Annotated in this window: 3 protein-coding genes and 2 pseudogenes; 3 read left to right on the top strand and 2 right to left on the bottom strand. The window is 61.5% G+C overall.

The features are described 5' to 3' along the window. Positions 1–320: ACT domain-containing protein (locus tag BN2476_RS37930; RefSeq protein ID WP_087739328.1), on the bottom strand; the 320-nt coding region annotated here is incomplete at its 3' end. A gap of 299 nt (positions 321–619) precedes the next feature. Then, positions 620–1,096, bottom strand: a pseudogene (locus tag BN2476_RS48775) (Tn3 family transposase); the annotation flags it as partial. A 247-nt stretch (positions 1,097–1,343) separates the two neighbouring features. Here BN2476_RS48775 and BN2476_RS49405 point away from each other — a divergent pair. The 3 genes and pseudogenes from BN2476_RS49405 (at position 1,344) to BN2476_RS37915 (ending at position 2,596) form a co-directional block, all read left to right on the top strand. After that, positions 1,344–1,466 carry a hypothetical protein gene (locus BN2476_RS49405; RefSeq protein ID WP_268958004.1) on the top strand — a complete coding sequence of 41 codons (123 nt, stop codon included), beginning with the start codon at positions 1,344–1,346 and terminating at the stop codon, positions 1,464–1,466. A gap of 55 nt (positions 1,467–1,521) precedes the next feature. Continuing rightward, positions 1,522–1,788: an HPr family phosphocarrier protein gene (locus BN2476_RS37920; RefSeq protein ID WP_087739327.1), complete on the top strand. Its 267-nt coding sequence runs from the start codon at positions 1,522–1,524 to the stop codon at positions 1,786–1,788. 77 nt (positions 1,789–1,865) lie between these two features. Beyond that, a pseudogene (locus tag BN2476_RS37915) lies at positions 1,866–2,596 on the top strand (spermine/spermidine synthase domain-containing protein). Positions 2,597–2,760: the final 164 nt, after the last annotated feature.

Raw genomic sequence — 2,760 nt, 5'->3', positions numbered from 1 at the left:
CGGAGGTTGATTCCCCCGTCAGCGAGCCTCTGGGTCAATTCCGCGATGATTCCCAGCTGGTCCAGACCCATCACCCGGACAGAGTGAAGGCTCGGGGTGACGTTGAACCCCACCTGCGTGGCGGCATGGATCTCCTGATCACCCTGCAGCGGTGCGACAAACACGACCCCTTTGCCCGGTGATTCCGGCGTGCGGCGTGCGACGACGAACTGCAGGTCCGCGCCAGCATCCCGCAAGGCGCCCAATACCTGCGCAAGCCCGCCCGGTTTGTCCTCGATGGTGGCCGCCCAGACATCGACACGTTCTACACTCAGTTCCATGGCAGTCCCTCCCGCCTGGCGCACCTCATTCAAAAATCTGTTTCACACCGCCGCTGGAATGGCGACATGAAGCGGAAAACGAATGCGGACAACCGGCCGCATCGATTACAGGCGTGTTCCCCAACCCGCGACCGGGCGACGCCTTGTCACCTCAATTGTAGGAAGTCGCGGTTGTCATGCACAGAGCCACTTATCCCGGAACAGCGTTAGCTGAAAAATCAAAGGAAGGCGGGAGCGCCCGCTGTGCACCGCTGCCGATAAGCAGCGCATCAATGTGGTCCAAAGCGGAGAGAAGCCAGAACGGTCCGCGTTGTCTTCAGCGATATCACGTTCGACGAATCCCGGTCGGCGCGGCACCAGTGCGGCGCGATCGGATGGTGGTGCATGAATTCAAAGCGCGGCGTCAGCAGCCTGGCGCAACATCCGCTCGTCCCGCAACCCGGTTCATCATCAGCCGGATTGCACCCGCAGACAATTCGCGCGCCATGCACGAAATATCGGCGCCGACACGGACGTGCCGTGCGCGAGGACGGCGGCGTACACCATCAGCGGTTCCGCGCGCGAACGCAGTTCGCGCCCAGGCAGAATCCAGCTGAATCTGGCGGCGCTGTCGATTTCGGGAATGATGCGCGGCAACTGGCCATCGGGCCGCGGTTCAAGAATCGCGCGCGCAAGGCTTCCATCGCGTCATCGTATGACTGTGCGCTGAGAGGGCCGATATGGACCGCGTCGTCGACGGCTACCTCGCCGCTTGCCACTGCTTCACGCAGGCGAGCATTGACCGGTGCTCGCTTCTGGACGAGAAAGTGAAAAACGTGAGGAGTTGAAACTCGCTGAAATCGCGCGGCATCGTCGTCTGCTCTGCAAACGCTCGAGGAACCGACGAGCGTACCGGGAAAGTTTTAGCAGGGTAACGGAATTGATCGCCCCCATTGCGACAATGCATGCACATTACATGTTAATGATATGTGTGTAATCTGATATTTTCATTACCATATGGAAGAGCACTGCCCGGGTACGGTGATGATCCATCTGGATCACGACATGGGGCTGCTCGACATCGTCAGGATCAGTTTGCAGGATGATGTGTGGGACAGCAGGTTACGCGCGTTCTTCGCCCGGGTGCTCGCCGGCCTGATGCATTGAGCGGCGGGCACCATCGCGCAAGTGGTATTGGAAGGCATTTCTGAAGGGAAACATCGTGGCAGAAGCATGGGTCGACATCGGTCGGCAATGGAACCGGCAGGGACACGATATCGCCGGACAGGCACTCGCCCGCACCGCGTGCCGGTTCGAGAGCGATATCGTTCTGGTCGCAAACGGTCGCCGGGGAAATGCGAAGGACGTCATGTCCATCGCATCGCTGCGGGCACGGACCGGCACAGCCGTACAGATACTGGCCAGTGGCCCGGACGAAGAGGACGCGCTGCGCGCCCTGGCTTCGCTTTGCGACGACCCGTCCGCGTGATGACCGGGTCTGTCCGTCAACACCGAGGCAGGCCAGCGCATCGTAAGGGCCGGCATTCAGGCGACCTCGACGTGCCGATGGTGATCGAGACGGAGCATCTGCTGTCGCTGTGCTTCGACGCACGCGGCGTGCAAAGCTGCATGCTGCGCAAGCGCCCCGACGCACTGGCGCTCGGCTACACGCGCACCATGATGGGTTTTGTGCTCCTCCATCCCGGCCCGCGACACATTTCGATGATCGGACTGGGCGGGGGATCGCTGGCGAAATACTGCTACCGGCATCTGCCCAACGCCCGCATTACTGCGGTCGAGATCAATCGTGAAGTCATTGCGTTGCGCGAGCGGTTTCATATCCCGCCAGATGATGGCCGGCTCACGGTGCTCTGCGCCGATGGCACCCATTACGTGTCCAGCGGGGAAATCCGGTCCGACGTTCTAGTGCTCGATGGCTTTGTGGCGAACGGGCTACCCCGTGAGCTGGGCAGCCGTGGCTTCTACGAAGCCTGCCATCGCCATCTGAACGAGGACGGCGTGCTCGTTGCCAATTTCCTCAGCGACGATCCGCATCTGGCGTGCTATGCGACGTGTTTGGCCCATCAGTGACGCCCGCGCCCGCCGAGGGCAGCGCGTCGAACCTGATCGTGTTTGCAGGGAAAGGGAAGCATCCGCTGCCCGCCCCTGAAATCCTGATCGAGCGCGCATCCCATCTCGCCCATCATCACACGGTCGATCTCGTGGAGGCGGCCGTACGGATCGGGCTTGGCGTGAGCTGTGACTGGCGCCGGTCCGCTGAACCGCTAGCGGTCTGAACCCGCTCGTGCACATGACATGACATCGAGACGACGTGCGGGATTTGCACATTGCCTTCGAAGGAGGAAACATGACGGAAAAGTTCAACCCGAAACCGGATACCCTGTCGAATTCGGCGCTCTGGGCGCTCGAACGCCTGGCCGAGGTCCGCAATGGCCGGCAA

This window comes from Paraburkholderia piptadeniae, from assembly GCF_900007165.1.
Lineage (GTDB): Bacteria > Pseudomonadota > Gammaproteobacteria > Burkholderiales > Burkholderiaceae > Paraburkholderia > Paraburkholderia piptadeniae.
This window is presented reverse-complemented; position numbering and strand designations above follow the sequence as displayed.

What these genes read in the sequence shown, in the direction of transcription:
- BN2476_RS49405 (WP_268958004.1), top strand. Translation starts at nt 1,344, where the DNA reads ATGATCCATCTGGATCACGACATGGGGCTGCTCGACATCGTCAGGATC.